Source organism: Erwinia sp. Leaf53 (genome assembly GCF_001422605.1).
GTDB lineage: Bacteria > Pseudomonadota > Gammaproteobacteria > Enterobacterales > Enterobacteriaceae > Erwinia.
This window is the reverse complement of the sequence record NZ_LMLK01000024.1, coordinates 219623-232941: the sequence shown is the minus strand read 5'-3', so window position 1 is coordinate 232941 and position 13319 is coordinate 219623. Positions and strand designations below refer to the sequence as shown.

General features: G+C 63.2%; 15 protein-coding genes. 6 read left to right on the top strand and 9 right to left on the bottom strand.

The window, feature by feature from the left end; all coding sequences use genetic code 11:
* Positions 1-8: 8 nt before the first annotated feature.
* From ASF13_RS19525 to ASF13_RS19515, 3 genes are read left to right on the top strand one after another with little or no spacing between them, the layout of a single operon-like run.
* Positions 9-311 carry a hypothetical protein gene (locus ASF13_RS19525; protein WP_056240347.1) on the top strand — a complete coding sequence of 101 codons (303 nt, stop codon included), beginning with the start codon at positions 9-11 and terminating at the stop codon, positions 309-311.
* Positions 308-1369: a GTP-binding protein gene (locus tag ASF13_RS19520; RefSeq protein WP_056240344.1), complete on the top strand. Its 1062-nt coding sequence runs from the start codon at positions 308-310 to the stop codon at positions 1367-1369. Before ASF13_RS19525 ends, ASF13_RS19520 begins: the two co-directional genes overlap by 4 nt.
* A complete protein-coding gene (locus ASF13_RS19515; RefSeq protein ID WP_056240340.1) occupies positions 1366-2559 on the top strand; it encodes a PotD/PotF family extracellular solute-binding protein in 1194 nt (397 codons plus the stop codon). Before ASF13_RS19520 ends, ASF13_RS19515 begins: the two co-directional genes overlap by 4 nt.
* Before the next feature lie 77 nt (positions 2560-2636).
* Here ASF13_RS19515 and ASF13_RS19510 read toward each other — a convergent pair whose 3' ends face one another.
* The 5 genes from ASF13_RS19510 to tesA all read right to left on the bottom strand — a co-directional run bounded on the left by ASF13_RS19510 (position 2637) and on the right by tesA (position 6445).
* Positions 2637-3089, bottom strand: a complete 453-nt coding sequence (locus tag ASF13_RS19510) for an NfeD family protein (protein ID WP_056240337.1) — start codon at positions 3087-3089, stop codon at positions 2637-2639.
* A complete protein-coding gene (locus ASF13_RS19505) occupies positions 3086-4003 on the bottom strand; it encodes an SPFH domain-containing protein (protein ID WP_056240333.1) in 918 nt (305 codons plus the stop codon). Before ASF13_RS19505 ends, ASF13_RS19510 begins: the two co-directional genes overlap by 4 nt.
* Before the next feature lie 85 nt (positions 4004-4088).
* Complete coding sequence (locus ASF13_RS19500; protein ID WP_056240330.1) at positions 4089-4946, bottom strand: co-chaperone YbbN; 858 nt, start codon at positions 4944-4946, stop codon at positions 4089-4091.
* Between the two features lie 70 nt (positions 4947-5016).
* The gene (locus ASF13_RS19495; protein WP_056240564.1) at positions 5017-5790 is read right to left on the bottom strand and encodes an SDR family oxidoreductase; all 774 of its coding nucleotides are present in this window, start codon (positions 5788-5790) and stop codon (positions 5017-5019) included.
* 31 nt (positions 5791-5821) lie between these two features.
* Positions 5822-6445 carry a multifunctional acyl-CoA thioesterase I/protease I/lysophospholipase L1 gene (gene tesA / locus ASF13_RS19490; RefSeq protein ID WP_056240562.1) on the bottom strand — a complete coding sequence of 208 codons (624 nt, stop codon included), beginning with the start codon at positions 6443-6445 and terminating at the stop codon, positions 5822-5824.
* Here tesA and ybbA point away from each other — a divergent pair.
* From ybbA to ASF13_RS19475, 3 genes are all read left to right on the top strand, one after another.
* Positions 6416-7102 (top strand): putative ABC transporter ATP-binding protein YbbA, encoded by a 687-nt coding sequence (gene ybbA / locus ASF13_RS19485; RefSeq protein WP_056240329.1) that lies wholly within the window; start codon positions 6416-6418, stop codon positions 7100-7102. The genes tesA and ybbA overlap by 30 nt on opposite strands.
* A complete protein-coding gene (gene ybbP, locus ASF13_RS19480; RefSeq protein ID WP_056240326.1) occupies positions 7099-9516 on the top strand; it encodes a putative ABC transporter permease subunit YbbP in 2418 nt (805 codons plus the stop codon). The genes ybbA and ybbP overlap by 4 nt, the downstream gene beginning before the upstream one ends.
* 75 nt (positions 9517-9591) lie before the next feature.
* Positions 9592-10023: a DUF29 domain-containing protein gene (locus ASF13_RS19475; protein WP_056240324.1), complete on the top strand. Its 432-nt coding sequence runs from the start codon at positions 9592-9594 to the stop codon at positions 10021-10023.
* A gap of 65 nt (positions 10024-10088) precedes the next feature.
* On the opposite strand, the gene purK is transcribed toward ASF13_RS19475, so the two are convergent.
* From purK to ppiB, 4 genes are all read right to left on the bottom strand, one after another.
* On the bottom strand, positions 10089-11156 hold the full coding sequence (gene purK, locus ASF13_RS19470; RefSeq protein WP_056240319.1) for a 5-(carboxyamino)imidazole ribonucleotide synthase: 1068 nt from the start codon (positions 11154-11156) through the stop codon (positions 10089-10091).
* Positions 11153-11662 (bottom strand): 5-(carboxyamino)imidazole ribonucleotide mutase, encoded by a 510-nt coding sequence (purE, locus tag ASF13_RS19465; protein WP_056240316.1) that lies wholly within the window; start codon positions 11660-11662, stop codon positions 11153-11155. Before purE ends, purK begins: the two co-directional genes overlap by 4 nt.
* A gap of 385 nt (positions 11663-12047) precedes the next feature.
* Positions 12048-12764, bottom strand: coding sequence for a UDP-2,3-diacylglucosamine diphosphatase (gene lpxH / locus ASF13_RS19460; protein ID WP_056240312.1), 717 nt, complete (start codon positions 12762-12764; stop codon positions 12048-12050).
* Positions 12764-13258, bottom strand: coding sequence for a peptidylprolyl isomerase B (gene ppiB / locus ASF13_RS19455; protein WP_056240310.1), 495 nt, complete (start codon positions 13256-13258; stop codon positions 12764-12766). Before ppiB ends, lpxH begins: the two co-directional genes overlap by 1 nt.
* Between the last annotated feature and the right edge of the window lie 61 nt (positions 13259-13319).

Genomic DNA, 13319 nt, shown 5'->3' with positions numbered 1-13319 from the left:
GATTTGCCATGTGTGGCGTATGCGGTTTACTTGATGACGGCCCGCAGTGGAGCGATCCGCTGCAGCAGACCCTGCCGCGCCGCCAGCTGCGGCTGCAACAGCTGGCGATGCTTAACCGGGCGCTGGCCCCGTACCGGCTGAAGCTGAGCGATTTCCACAGCAGCTGGCTGCTGGCCGGGCCGACCGGGCAGCAGGCGCTGGTCAGTAACCTGCAGCAGATCTGGCAGGAGGCGGAAAAAATGCTCAGGCGGCCAGTCGATCCACTCGACGAAGCTTATCTGGCGGCGCTGGATGGGGGGAGCGGGCGATGAACGGCGATAGCCGGCTGCCGGTGCAGGTGCTGAGCGGTTTTCTCGGCAGCGGCAAAACCACGCTGCTCAAACGCTGGCTGCAGGGCCAGGTGCTGAGCGACGTGGCGCTGCTGGTTAACGAGTTTGGCGAGGTGGGCATCGACCATCTGCTGTTAAATGAGGTGGCGCCGGACACGGTGCTGCTGCCCGGTGGCTGCGTCTGCTGCCAGATCCGCGGCGAGCTGAAACAGGCGCTGCTGGATCTGTGGGAGCGGCGCGAGCGCGGTGAGCTGCCGCCGTTCAGCCAGGTGATCCTCGAAACCACCGGGCTGGCCGATCCGGCACCGATCCTCTCCACCCTGCTGCACGACCGCCAGCTGCAGTTCCACTTTAAGCAGGGCGCGCTGGTCACGCTGGTGGATGCCGAGCACGGGCTCAGCGAGGGGCAGCAGCACCCGGAGTGGCTGGCGCAGGTGACGGCCGCCGACCGGCTGCTGATTAGCAAGCGTGACCGGGTCAGCGCCACGCAGACAGAGGCGCTGGCAGACCGCCTGTGCCAGCTGAATCCGCTGGCAGAGCTGCTGCCAGCCGGGGCTGAACTGGCTGACCTGTTCCGGCTGAGCTATACGCACGGCAGCGCCAGCCAGCGTTTTCGCTGGCTGGGACCGGCCCCGGCCGTGGCGGCAGCGCGTGCCGTTGCGAAAAGTGGCGACGTCAGCGCCGGGGGGCATCCGCAGCTGCCACACCTGCAGCACCCGCTGACCGAAACCTGCGTCATCACGCTGCAGGATAAAATAAACTGGCCGGCTTTTGCCGTCTGGCTGTCGATGCTGTTACATTGCCACGGGGCCAGCATTTTACGTATGAAAGGCATTCTGCGGGTCAGCGAAAGCCAGACGCCGGTCGCGATCCACGGCGTGCAGCACAGCCTGCACCCGCCGGTGCACCTTAACGACTGGCCGGGGGAACTGCAGCAGTCACAGCTGGTGTTCATTCTGCGCGGCGTGTCGGCCTCGCGGCTGAAACAGGCGTTTCTGCGCTTCCAGCAGCCATTTTTAACCGGGGACACAGCACCATGACTTCAGCGGCGGTTGCCACCAGTAACATTACCCTGCGCGTGCTTGGCACCTCGGTCACCCTGCTGGAGCTGCTGCGTGAGCGCGCCGAGCAGGACCTGGGGATAAAAATCGACTACCTGCTGCGCAGCGTCGAGGATGCGCAGCGCATCGCGGTGATGGAGCCGGAAAGCTACGATCTCTACGATCAGTGGTTCCACAATATCGATTTTGTCTGGCCGGCGCGGGCGATCCAGCCGCTGGAGATCGCCCGCCTGAGCTACTGGGATGAGATCAACAGCCTGCCGAAAACCGGTACCCTGCGTCCCGGCGGCCGGCTGGGAGATGGCAGCGTGCCGGTCAACCGGCTTTACGTGCAGCGCGACAACAGCCTCGGCTGCCTGCCGGGCGAGCTGATCAGCATGCTGCCGCTAACCCACAACGCCGACAGCTTTGCCTATCACGCCGACCGGCTGCCGCGCGGCCTGCAGGGTGAGGAGGAGAGCTGGGGCTGGCTGCTGCACCCGGCTTACTCGGGGCAGGCGGCGTTTCAGGACGATGCGGCGATGGGGGGGCTGGACGCGGCGCTGGCGGTGCAGGGGGCCGGGCTACAGCGCTTTGCCAACGTGGGGAATCTGACGCTGGAGGAGATCGACAGCCTGACCGGCGAGCTGGCGCGGCTGCGGCGGCAGGGGCACTTTGCCGCCTTCTGGTCGACCCAGGATCAGGCCTGCAAGCTGATCGAAAATCAGCAGGTCGGCGTGCAGAGCCTGTGGGCACCGACCTATTTTCGCCATCATTTCCGCCAGCACGGTTATAAGCTGGCTACGCCGCGTGAAGGTTATCGTGCCTGGTACGGCGGCATGTCGCTGTCGCGCTGCGCCAGCGGTAAAATTCGTGATGCGGCCTATGACTACCTGAACTGGTGGCAGTCCGGCTGGCCGGGGGCGGTAATGGCGCGGCAGGGGTATTACATCTCCAACCCGCAGCGCAGCAGGCCGTATATGTCCGCCGCCGAGTGGGACTTCTGGTACGGCGGATTGCCGGCGCGGGAAACGTTGCCCAACGCCTGGGGCGAGCCGCTGATTGCCAAAGGCGAACTTCGCGACGGCGGCAGCTATGAACAGCGTATGAGCCATATTGCGGTATGGAACTCGGTGATGGACGAACACAACTATCTGGTCAGGCGCTGGCAGGACTGCCTGCGCGCCTGAGGATGCCGATCGTGTCTGGCAGGGGTGCCAGCGTGTCTGAGGCTGCACATGCTGCCTGGCAGGAGTGCGGAAGAAGGCTATGGCTGGCTGCGAACGATACGCAGCGTAATCCCTTCCACCGCCACCACGGTCACCAGGCTACCGGCAGGCAGACCCTCATCCGCCTGCACCCGCCAGTTGCCATCGCCGACGCGCACGTGGCCGAAGCCGTTCACCAGCGGTGCGTCCAGCGTCAGCTGGCGGCCAATCAGCTGCTGGCCGCGCTGGTTAAGCTGGGAAGGGGGGTGACGGCGGTCGCGGTGCTTCAGCCAGCGGTGCCACCACAGCGCCGCCAGCACGGTAAGGACGGCAAAACTCAGCCCCTGCCACTCCCACGCCAGCGGTACCAGCCACACCAGCAGCCCGACCAGCACCGCCGCCACGCCGCTCCACAGCAGGTAGCCGCTGGTGCCGAGCATCTCGGCGGCCAGCAGCAGTCCGCCCAGCGTCAGCCACAGCCACCAGGGGTGAGAGAGCAGCTCACCAATCATCCCTTGTTACGCTCGCGCTTGCTGTCGCCCAGCAGTTCGCTGATGCCGGCAATCGAGCCCATCAGGCTGCTGGCCTCCAGCGGCATCATCACCACCTTGCTGTTGCTGGCCGAGCCGATCTGCTGCAGCGCATCGGTGTACTTCTGCGCCACAAAGTAGTTAATTGCCTGAATATCGCCGGCGGCAATCGCCTCAGAGACCATTTTCGTCGCCCGCGCTTCCGCTTCTGCCCCGCGCTCGCGCGCCTCAGCGGCCAGAAACGCCGACTGACGTTCACCCTCCGCCTTAAGGATCTGCGACTGCTTCTCGCCCTCTGCACGCAGGATCGCCGCCTGGCGCACCCCTTCCGCTTCCAGAATATCGGCGCGCTTGGTGCGTTCGGCCTTCATCTGCGCGTTCATTGAGGCGATCAGCTCGGCCGGCGGCCGCACGTCGCGGATCTCAATACGGGTGATCTTCACCCCCCACGGATTAGTCGCTTCATCGACGATGTGCAGCAGGCGGGTATTGATGTTGTCGCGCTGCGACAGCATCTCGTCCAGCTCCATAGAGCCGAGTACGGTACGCATGTTGGTCATGGTCAGGTTGATGATCGCCAGCTGCAGATTGCTGACCTCATAGGCGGCACGCGCCGGGTCGACCACCTGAATAAAGCACACCGCATCGATGGTGACGCTGGCGTTATCCTTGGAGATGATCTCCTGGGAAGGGATATCGACTACCTGCTCCATCATATTAATTTTGCGGCCGACGCGGTCCATAAACGGCACCACCAGGTTCAGGCCCGGCTGCAGCGTCGTGGTATAGCGGCCAAAGCGCTCCACCGTCCACTGATAGCCCTGCGGTACGATCTTGATGCCCGACCAGACCAGAATAAGCGCCAGGACGACAATGACGGGAATGACAGCCAGCATACAACCTCCGGATTGTTATATGGGAGAGCAAGGGCCCGCTCACGCGGCCGGCGGCCAACTGAGCGGACAGGGGCGATAGTTAATTTTAGTACAGCAGCGAATAGAGCTGACGACGATATTTAGCCGCCAGCGCGTCGCCGGTGCCCAGCGCCGCGAGGATCTCCTGCAGGGTTTTACGTGCCTGGCCGTCGGCAGCGCCAAGATCTTTCTTCAGGTAGCTGAACAGCAGCTCCAGCGCCTCTTCGTTACGGCCCACCTGCTGCAGCTGGATCGCCAGCTGGGTGGCCAGCGCCGCGTTGTCCGGATCGGCTTCATGCTGCTGCTGAAGCTGCTGGATCTCCGGGCTGTCCGCTGCCTGCTTCAGCAGGTCGATCTGCGCCACCAGCCCCTGATAGCGGGTATCCTGATCCTGCAGCGGCACCACCTTCAGCACCGCTTCGGCCTCGTCGCTGCGGTTCAGGCCAATCAGCACTTCCGCCAGCAGGAAGCCGATATCGCTGCGCTGCTTGCTCAGCTGCCAGGCATCTTTCAGCAGCGGTAGTGCCTCAATCAGCTTGCCTTCGTCCATCAGCTGCATCGCCTGCTGTGCTTTCAGCTCCTCTTCCTTCGGCAACACTTTTTCCAGCAGGGCACGGACCGCCTCTTCCGGCTGTGGCCCCTGGAAGCCATCGACCGGCTGACCGTTCTGGAACAGATAGACGGTCGGGATCGAGCGCAGGCCAAACTGCTGGGCGACCGCCGGTTCGGCGTCGCAGTCCAGTTTTGCCAGAATAAACTGCCCGGCATACTCCTGCGCCAGGCGGTCAAGGAGCGGGGTCAGCTGCTGACAATGCTGGCTGCGGGCAGACCAGCAGTAAAACAGCACCGGTACCTGCATCGACTGTTCCAGCGTGGCGTGCAGGTTGGTTTCGTTAATATCAACAATGACAGCTTGTGGTGACATGAATTCGTCTCTTTTTCACGTGAGTTTCTCACTGTATTGGGGCAGCGGCGTCAGCTTCAAGCCCTGCCGGCTATTTCTGGCGTAAAATACGATCCAGTATCCGGCCCGGCAGCAGGCGTTTCAGCACGCTCATCAGATGTGCGACCAGCGTCACCGGATAACGCAGCCGCGGACGGCGGCTCTCCAGCGCATGGCGCAGCTTAGGCAGCACCGCCTCCGGCGGCAGGGTAAAGCGTGCGGCGATGCCGGGATTTTTCACCGGCTTATCCTGCTCGGCCTGGCTGACATTATCGGTAAAACGGCTGGCGATCGGCCCCGGTTCGATCAGGCTGACGCGTACGCCGCTGCCGTGCAGCTCCATGCGCAACGCATCGGACCAGGCTTCCAGCGCGTATTTACTGGCCGCATAGGCACCGCGACCGGGGGTGGAGACCAGTCCGAGCACCGAGCTGGTATTGATAATGCGCCCGTCGCCGCTGGCGATCAGCGCGGGCAACAGCAGGGTGGTCAGCTGGTGGGTGCCAAACAGGTTGGTGGAGAACTGCTGCTCCAGCTGCTGGCGGGTAATCAGCTGCAATGGCCCGTAAATACCAAAGCCGCCGTTGTTAAAAAGCCCGAACAGCCGCCCGTCGCACAGCGTAAGGATCTCTGCGGCAGCCCGCGCCACGCTCTGCTCATCATCCAGATCCAGCTGCACGCCGCTAAAGCCCAGCTCAGCCATCCGTTCCACATCCTGCGGTTTCCGGCACGCGGCGATGACATGATAGCCACGGCGCAGCAGGTCATTGGCAGCCGCCAGACCGATACCGCTGGAACTGCCGGTAATTACGACTGATTTTTGCATATCTTTACCTGCCTGCCCGCTCACAACCGGGTCACTCATGGTTAACTAAGGGGGTCAGTTGCTTCGCCAGCAGATCGGCGATAAACGGCTGCGCGGCAGGAGCCGGGTGGATACCGTCATCCTGCATCCATTCCGGTTTCAGATAGACCTGCTCCATAAAAAACGGCACCAGTGGAATTGAATAGTGCTGCGCCAGCTCAGGGTAAATCGCCGCAAAGGACTCGGTGTAGCGGCGGCCATAGTTGGCGGGCAGGCGCACCTGCATCAGCAGCGGCTCGGCTTTCGCCGCTTTGACCTGGCTAATTACCTGGTCCAGCGTCTGTTTCAGCTGCTGCGGCGGAAAGCCGCGCAGGCCATCGTTGCCACCGAGTTCAATCAGCACCCAGCGCGGCTGATGCTGCTTCAGCAGCGCGGGCAGGCGCGACAGGCCCTGCGCCGCGGTGTCGCCACTTATGCTACCGTTAACCACGGCAGGGGATTTTTGCCACTTATCATTGAGCAGCGCCGGCCATGCGGCACTGGCCGACATCCGGTAACCGGCGCTCAGGCTGTCACCGAGCACCAGCAGGGTATCTGCTGCCGTCGCACGCAGCGACATCAGCGCTATTAACAACAGGACAGGGTAATGCCAGCGGAAAACATTCTTGAAGTTCATCGTCTTAGTAAGTCCGTCGGTTCGGGTGAGCATCAGCTTTCCATCCTTACCGGAGTTGAGCTGGTTGTCAAACCGGCAGAAACGATTGCCCTGATCGGCGAGTCCGGCTCCGGCAAGTCGACCCTGCTGGGAATTATTGCCGGGCTGGATGACGGCAGCGAAGGCGAGGTGCACCTGCTGGGCCAGCCGCTGCACCAGATGGATGAGGAGCAGCGGGCCGAGCTGCGCGCGCAGAACGTCGGTTTTGTCTTCCAGTCGTTTATGCTGGTTCCCACCCTCAACGCCGTAGAAAACGTGCAACTACCGGCCCTGCTGCGCGGCGACAAAGATCGCCAGAGCCGCGAACAGGCGGCGGCGCTGCTGGCCCAGCTGGGGCTTGGTGAGCGCTTAACCCACCTGCCGGCGCAGCTCTCCGGCGGTGAGCAGCAACGCGTGGCGCTGGCCCGCGCCTTTAACGGCCGCCCGGCGCTGCTGTTTGCCGATGAGCCCACCGGCAACCTCGATCGTAAAACCGGCGATCGCATCGCCGACCTGCTGTTCTCCATGAACCGCGACTTCGCCACCACGCTGATCCTGGTGACCCACGACGAGCAGCTGGCGGCGCGCTGCGACCGCCGCCTGCGGCTGCGCGACGGCAAGCTGTGGGAGGAAGCATGATCTGGCGCTGGTTCTGGCGCGAGTGGAAATCCCCCTCGCTGCTGATCGTCTGGCTGGCGCTGACCCTGGCGGTGGCCTGCGTGCTGGCGCTCGGCTCGCTCAGCGACCGCATGGAGAAGGGGCTGACGCAGCAGAGCCGCGACTTTATGGCCGGCGATCGCACCCTGCAGACCGCGAAGCCGGTACCGGACGCGTGGCTGCAGCAGGCGCGTGATGACGGCCTGCAGGTGGCGCGACAGCTCACCTTTATGACCATGACCTTTGCCGGTGACACGCCACAGCTGGCCTCGGTCAAGGCGGTGGACGACGCCTACCCGATGTTTGGCACGCTGGACACGCAGCCAGCCGGGCTGAAACCGGCGGCGGGCACGGTGCTGGCCGCGCCGCGCCTGCTGGCGCTGCTGGGGCGTAAGGCGGGGGATGAGCTCGACGTGGGAGATACCACGCTGCGTATCAGCGGCGAGGTGATTCAGGAGCCGGATGCCGGCTTTAACCCGTTCCAGACCGCGCCGCGCCTGCTGATGAATCTGGCCGACGTGGAGAAGACCGGGGCGATCCAGCCCGGCAGCCGCGTCACCTGGCGTTACAAATTTGCCGGTAATCCCGACCAGCTGGCGCGTTACGACGGCTGGATCGCCAGCCGCCTGACCGCCGATCAGCGCTGGATCAGCGTCGAGAACTCGGAGGATGCGCTGGGTAAATCGATGCAGCGCGCCCAGCAGTTCCTGCTGCTGTCGGCGCTGCTGACGCTGATGCTGGCGATTGCCGCGGTAACGGTAGCGATGAACCACTACTGCCGCAGCCGCTACGACCTGGTGGCGGTGCTGAAAACGCTCGGCGCCAACCGCCGGGCGCTGCGTAAGCTGATCGTCGGCCAGTGGCTGTCGGTGCTGCTGCTGGCGGCCGTCACCGGCAGCGCCATCGGGCTGGGCTTTGAGGCCTTGCTGTTGCGGATGCTGCGCCCGGTGCTGCCGGGGGAACTGCCCGCCGCCAGCGCCTGGCCGTGGCTGTGGGCGGTCGGCTCACTGTTTGTGATTTCGCTGCTGGTGGGTCTGCGCCCCTACCGCCTGCTGCTGGCTACCCAGCCGCTGCGCGTGCTGCGGCGCGATACGGTGGCTAACCTGTGGCCGCTGAAGTTCTACCTGCCGGTAATGGCGCTGGTGGTGATCGGCCTGCTGGCGCTGCTGGTCGGCGGCAGTAAACTGCTGTGGGCGCTGGTGGCGGGCATCGTGCTGCTGTCGCTGCTGCTGGGGGCGATTGGCTGGGGCGGACTGCTGCTGCTGCGTCGCCTGACCGTGCGTAACCTCGCCTTCCGCCTGGCGGTAAACCGCCTCTTGCGCCAGCCGTGGACCACCCTCAGCCAGCTGGCGGCGTTCTCGCTCTCGTTTATGCTGCTGGCGCTGCTGCTGGTAATGCGCGGCGATCTGCTGGACCGCTGGCAGCAGCAGCTGCCGCCGGGCAGCCCGAACTACTTCCTGCTGAACATCACCACGGAGCAGGTGCCGCAGGTGAAAACCTTCCTTGAACAGCATCAGGTGACACCGGAAACGTTTTATCCGGTGGCGCGGGTGCGCCTGACCGGCATCAACGGTCAGCAGGCTGACCCGGAGAAGGACGAATCGCTGAACCGCGAGCTGAACCTGACCTGGCAACAGGATTTACCGGATCACAACCCGCTCACTGCAGGCCAGTGGCCGCCGAAAGCGGGTGAAGTGTCGATTGAGCAGGAGCTGGCCGGACGGCTGGGGGTGAAACTGGGTGATACGGTGACGTTCACCGGCGATACCCAGCCGTTCAGCGCGAAGATCACCAGCATGCGTAAGGTCGACTGGGAGAGCCTGAAACCGAACTTCTTCTTTATCTTCCCGCCGGGCGCGCTGGACGGTCAGCCGCAAAGCTGGCTGACCAGCTTCCGCATGGAGGGCAACGACGCCGCGCTGGTGCAGCTTAACCGCGCGTTCCCGACCCTCAGCCTGCTGGATATCGGCACTATTCTGAAGCAGATTGGTCAGGTGCTGGCGCAGGTCAGCCAGGCGCTGGAAGTTATGGTGATTCTGGTCACCGCCTGCGGCGTGCTGCTGCTGCTGGCGCAGATCCAGGTCGGCATGCGCCAGCGTCGCCAGGAGCTGGTGGTCTACCGCACGCTCGGTGCCGGCAAAAAGCTGCTGCGCGGCACGCTGTGGTGCGAGTTTGCGCTACTCGGCGTGGTCTCCGGCGTGGCCGCCGCCATCGGCGCGGAAGCGGCGCTGTGGGGCCTGCAGCGTAAGGTGTTCGACTTCCCGTGGCAGCCGGACTGGACGCTGTGGCTGGTGCTGCCGCTCAGCGGCGCGCTGCTGCTGTCGCTGTGCGGCGGCTGGCTCGGCGTACGGCTGCTGAAGGGCAAGGCGCTGTTTCGCGGGTATTATGCGGGATGAGGAGGCTTTTGACGTTGGGAGGCTTCTCTGACAAACTGCCCTAATCGGTTTAGCTGCAATGTAACGGAGACGACAATGACTACACGTTATGACAGCGACTTTTATGGCTGGACTCAGGAGCAGGCGGGTTTGCTGCGTTCGGGTAACCTGCACTTGCTGGACACACGGAACCTGCTTGAGGAAATTGAGAGCATGGGTAACAGTGAGCGACGTGAACTGGAATCACGCCTGGAAGTGCTGTTTCAGCATCTGCTGAAGTGGCAGTATCAGCCTTCTCATCGCGGTCGTAGCTTGCAGCTAACTATTGCGGAGCAACGGCGAAAAATAGTGCGTCGCCTCAGCCGTAACCCGAGTCTTAAAAATGAACTGGGGGAGCTGATGGCAGATGCCTACGGGGATGCTATCCTCTCTGCATCAAGAGAGACGGGCCTGGAAGCGCAGACCTTTCCGGCCGACTGCCCGTGGGACTATGAGCAGCTGACGGACAGCCAGTTTTACCCGCAATAGCCTGCTCACTATAAAAAAACACCGCCGTGGCGGTGTTTTTTTGTTAAGCAGAACGGTGGCCGGATTTACCCCAGCTTCTCCACCGCCCACGCAATGCCGCTGGCGTACTCTTCCGGCAGCATCGGCACCAGCGCGTTCAGCGCGTCGGCCAGCGCGGCCGCGCTGCGATCGGCCAGGTTAAGGTGGCCGACCTTACGGCCCGGGCGCACCTCTTTCTCGTACCAGTGCAGATGCACCAGCGGCTGGTTCAGCCAGTCCCGGTTTACGTCGGTGCCGATCAGGTTAACCATCACCGCCGGCGTATTGGCCACCGGCTGCGGCAGCGGCAGGCCAAGGATCGCCCGCAGGTGCAGCTCGAACTGACCGATCGACGCGCCGTTCTGCGTCCAGTGGCCGCTGTTGTGCACGCGCGGTGCCAGCTCGTTGATCAGCAGGCCTTCCGGCACCACAAAGCACTCCATCGCCATCACGCCGACGTAGCTGAGCTCGTTCATGATCGCCGACAGCATCTTCTCAGCCTGCTGCTGGTGCGCCGCATCCACATCCGGCAGCATTACGCTGGTGCGCAGAATGCCGTCCTGATGCAGGTTATGGGTCAGCGGATAGAACACCGTTTTACCGTCGTGGCCGCGTGCGCCCACCAGCGACACTTCACCGGAGAAGTTAATCCCGCGCTCCACGATGCACTCGCCGTAGCACTCGGCGGGCAGGGTGGCGGTATCCGCCGCGCGCAGCCGCCACTGGCCGCGGCCGTCGTAGCCGCCGGTGCGGCGCTTAACGATCGCCAGCTCGCCGAGGGTGGTGAACACCTGCGCCCACTGGTCAGCGTCAGACAGCAGCTGCCACGGTGCGGTCGCCAGGCCCAACTGATCCAGCAGCTGCTTCTGCGTCAGGCGGTCGGCCAGCCGCGGGAAAATATCGCGGTTCACAAAGGCGCTATGGCTGGCCAGCTCGCGGGTCAGCGCGGTTTCCGGCCAGCGCTCGATCTCGGCGGTGATCACGCTGGAAGCGATCGGCAGCGCGGCCGGATCGGCGTCCAGACCCACCGGATACACGGCGATGCCCAGCGGCTCACCGGCCTGGCGCAGCATACGGCCCAGCTGGCCGTTTCCTAATACGCAGACCGGTTTCATGCCTGCACCTGCGGATCCGGGTTGTTCAGCACCTCATCGGTCTGCGCCTGACGCCAGGCCGCCATGCGGGCCGCCAGCTCAGCGTCGTGCAACGCCAGGATCTGCGCCGCCAGCAGGGCCGCGTTGGCCGCGCCCGCTTTGCCGATCGCCAGCGTACCCACCGGAATGCCGCGCGGCATCTGTACGATGGAGTAGAGGCTGTCGACGCCGCTCAGCGCCGCGCTCTGCACCGGCACGCCCAGCACCGGCACCAGCGTTTTTGCCGCCAGCATGCCCGGCAGGTGCGCCGCGCCGCCCGCGCCCGCAATAATCACCTGATAGCCGTTTTCCGCCGCCGTTTCGGCAAAGCTGAACAGCTTATCCGGCGTGCGGTGCGCGGAAACGACTTCGCAGTGGAACGGCACGGCCAGTTCAGTGAGGATATCCGCGGTGAACTGCATAGTAGCCCAGTCACTTTTGGAACCCATAACGATAGCAATGCGGGCCGGAGCGGCGTTGGATGACATGCGGGTAAACTCCTGTGAATGTAAAACGTCACCGGGAGAGCCGAAACAGCGGCTGACCGGGTGGGAAGGGCAGAGAGAATACCATGACTGATGGCGAAGGAGAACGGTTGCGTAGCGCAAAGTGACCGCCGTTCAGCGGCAACTTTATCGGGACGGGGCCGATAATGGCGCTGGGAGGAACGGCCAGTCTTTTCAGCTGGCAGAGCAACCGGTAAGCCGTCTGTTCAGAGCGGGAAGGCGATCTGCGGACGGTCTGAGCGCAGAAGCCACGGCGATCGAAAATCGCCTGCCATGGCATATCAACGGTGAGGCAAACTGCCTGGCGTCGCAAAGGGGATCGCGAATCGTCTGCCTGGTGCGGCTATCCTGTCAGCAGAGGGGCTGCTCAGAAGGGAAAAGCGATCAGCGCGATGTCGTCTGCACTCACTTTAATCATCGACCCCTGCTCGTGCCAGGCTCCCAGCACCAGCCGTTCGGCGGGATGGCCGTCGATCTCAAGCTGATGTACCGCCGGGCGATGGGTGTGGCCGTGGATCAGGTAAGGCACGTTCCGGCGATGCATGGCTTCAGCCACCGCCTGCGGATTGACGTCCATAATAGCCATATCTTTGCCGCTGTTAGCCGCTTTACTGCCGGCCCGCATTTTGCGCGCAATACGCTGGCGCACAAACAGCGGCAGGGCGAGGAACAGCCGCTGTACCCACGGGTTATGCACCTTGCGGCGAAACCTCTGGTAGCCTTCATCGTCGGTGCAGAGCGTATCGCCGTGCATAATCAGCACCCGCTTACCGTACAGCTCCAGCACCTGTTCTTCCGGCAGCAGCCGCATACCGCTGGCCGCCGCAAAGCGTTTACCGAGCAGGAAGTCGCGGTTGCCGTGAATAAAGTAGCAGGGAATGGTCAGCTGGCGCAGGGCGCGGGCCACCTCCGCGTGCAGCGGATTCGGATCGTCGTCGCCGATCCAGGCTTCAAACAAATCGCCGAGAATATACAGCGCGTCGGCGTGCTGTGCTTCACGGCGTAAAAAATGCAGAAAACCGGCAGTGATTGCCGGTTCTTCAGTACACAGATGGATATCTGCGATAAACAGCGTGTGCGACATTATTCGCTGACGGTGACTTTCTGAACGATCACGTCGTCTTTCGGCACGTCCTGGTGCATGCCGCTGCGGCCGGTAGAGACGGCTTTGATTTTCTCAACCACGTCCATACCTTCAACCACTTCAGCGAACACGCAGTAACCCCAGCCCTGCAGGCTTTCGTCACGGAAGTTCAGGAAGTCGTTGTCGGCAACGTTGATGAAGAACTGTGCGGTGGCCGAGTGAGGAGCCTGAGTACGCGCCATCGCCAGGGTGCCTTTGGTGTTCTTCAGGCCGTTGCTGGCTTCGTTACGGATCTCTTCTTTGGTGTCTTTCTGCTTCATGCCCGGCTCAAAGCCGCCGCCCTGAATCATAAACCCGTTGATCACACGGTGGAAAATGGTGTTGTCGTAGAAACCTTCGCGGCAGTATTCCAGGAAGTTCTTAACGGTTGCAGGGGCTTTATCGTCGAAAGTCTTGATGACGATGTCACCATGGTTAGTCTGGAAAGTGACCATATTCTCATCCTGTCAGGGTTGGAGTTTTTAACGATTGGCGCACGAAACGGTCAGGCAAACG

What these genes read in the sequence shown, in the direction of transcription:
- ASF13_RS19525 (WP_056240347.1), top strand. Translation starts at nt 9, where the DNA reads ATGTGTGGCGTATGCGGTTTACTTGATGACGGCCCGCAGTGGAGCGAT.
- ASF13_RS19520 (WP_056240344.1), top strand. Translation starts at nt 308, where the DNA reads ATGAACGGCGATAGCCGGCTGCCGGTGCAGGTGCTGAGCGGTTTTCTC.
- ASF13_RS19515 (WP_056240340.1), top strand. Translation starts at nt 1,366, where the DNA reads ATGACTTCAGCGGCGGTTGCCACCAGTAACATTACCCTGCGCGTGCTT.
- ASF13_RS19510 (WP_056240337.1), bottom strand. Translation starts at nt 3,089, where the DNA reads ATGATTGGTGAGCTGCTCTCTCACCCCTGGTGGCTGTGGCTGACGCTG.
- ASF13_RS19505 (WP_056240333.1), bottom strand. Translation starts at nt 4,003, where the DNA reads ATGCTGGCTGTCATTCCCGTCATTGTCGTCCTGGCGCTTATTCTGGTC.
- ASF13_RS19500 (WP_056240330.1), bottom strand. Translation starts at nt 4,946, where the DNA reads ATGTCACCACAAGCTGTCATTGTTGATATTAACGAAACCAACCTGCAC.
- ASF13_RS19495 (WP_056240564.1), bottom strand. Translation starts at nt 5,790, where the DNA reads ATGCAAAAATCAGTCGTAATTACCGGCAGTTCCAGCGGTATCGGTCTG.
- ybbA (WP_056240329.1), top strand. Translation starts at nt 6,416, where the DNA reads ATGCCAGCGGAAAACATTCTTGAAGTTCATCGTCTTAGTAAGTCCGTC.
- tesA (WP_056240562.1), bottom strand. Translation starts at nt 6,445, where the DNA reads ATGAACTTCAAGAATGTTTTCCGCTGGCATTACCCTGTCCTGTTGTTA.
- ybbP (WP_056240326.1), top strand. Translation starts at nt 7,099, where the DNA reads ATGATCTGGCGCTGGTTCTGGCGCGAGTGGAAATCCCCCTCGCTGCTG.
- ASF13_RS19475 (WP_056240324.1), top strand. Translation starts at nt 9,592, where the DNA reads ATGACTACACGTTATGACAGCGACTTTTATGGCTGGACTCAGGAGCAG.
- purK (WP_056240319.1), bottom strand. Translation starts at nt 11,156, where the DNA reads ATGAAACCGGTCTGCGTATTAGGAAACGGCCAGCTGGGCCGTATGCTG.
- purE (WP_056240316.1), bottom strand. Translation starts at nt 11,662, where the DNA reads ATGTCATCCAACGCCGCTCCGGCCCGCATTGCTATCGTTATGGGTTCC.
- lpxH (WP_056240312.1), bottom strand. Translation starts at nt 12,764, where the DNA reads ATGTCGCACACGCTGTTTATCGCAGATATCCATCTGTGTACTGAAGAA.
- ppiB (WP_056240310.1), bottom strand. Translation starts at nt 13,258, where the DNA reads ATGGTCACTTTCCAGACTAACCATGGTGACATCGTCATCAAGACTTTC.